At 19.6% G+C, this 1,115-nt stretch carries 1 protein-coding gene; it reads left to right on the top strand.

What is annotated here, in order from left to right:
* Positions 1 to 165: 165 nt before the first annotated feature.
* Complete coding sequence (locus tag BGI41_RS08180; RefSeq protein WP_088540207.1) at positions 166 to 945, top strand: hypothetical protein; 780 nt, start codon at positions 166 to 168, stop codon at positions 943 to 945.
* The last annotated feature ends 170 nt before the right edge of the window (positions 946 to 1,115 follow it).

Raw genomic sequence — 1,115 nt, 5'->3', positions numbered from 1 at the left:
AGTAATTAGATAAATAGATGATTAAAAATAAACAAAATTATAAACATAAAAATTATAATGAAATTTTCAGTAAATAAAAGAAAATACATACTATATTAAACTAATAGATTTAAATAAGATAAAATAAAAATTAATAAAATGTAAATAAAAATTAGGATTAATAATATGAAAAAAAGTTATATACTTATTATCATAATAATTATAATCTGCAGTTTATTTGGTGCAATTTCATATATTTTAACTGATGAAACTGCTCCATCTGATTATGATTTAGAAAAACATAATAACACATCTAACGGCTTAATAAATAAATTATATCATAAATTCAATAACAAAATACATCCTGATAAAAGTATAATTGGTTATAATGAAAATGGTACTGTACACAAATATTATTATGGTAATCAATCATCAAATGAAACTATTGTAGTTATTCTTGGTGTACATGATTTAGAAAGTGGAATACACAATGCTACAAATGAAACTTTAAATAATTTAACTAAAGAAAATAAACTTTCTAAAAAATATGTAGTTTATTTCGTTAAAATAAACCATAACCAAAACAAATATAATACAAGTGAATATAATACAAATAGACATATGGGAGAAATGCTTGCAAATAAATTTATTGTAAATGATGTAGCACAATATAATCCTGAATTAGTTATAGATGTTCATGAAATGGAAGTTTATTATGATAGAACAACATTTTTACTACCAATAACTGAAAATTCAAAAGGAGAAAAAGATGGACAAGAACTTGCAAATGATATAGGTATTGAAAAACAAGCAACATATAGTGCAGGAACAAGTCCTCAATATGTAACAGAACCTATTGCTCATCAAAATATTGAAACTATGATATTTGAAGTAAACCAAGGATATTCTCAAGAAACTAAAAATAATTATGCTTTAAAACTTATTAAAGCATTAGAAAATTTTTAAATTGACTTAATAAGTCAATTTACTTTTTTTAATTTTTAATAAATTATAAAAAACAAAAAATACTAATTTTTATAAAAATATTAATTTATAATAAATCTTAAAAACAGCTTATTTTAAAAAATAAAAATTTAATAATTAGTTTAAAACACTTAATTAAATAAATATATTAT

This window comes from Methanobrevibacter sp. 87.7, from assembly GCF_002208625.1.
In the GTDB taxonomy this organism is placed as follows: domain Archaea; phylum Methanobacteriota; class Methanobacteria; order Methanobacteriales; family Methanobacteriaceae; genus Methanarmilla.
The sequence above is the reverse complement of the archived record's forward strand: the minus strand, read 5'-3'. Positions and strand labels throughout refer to the sequence as shown.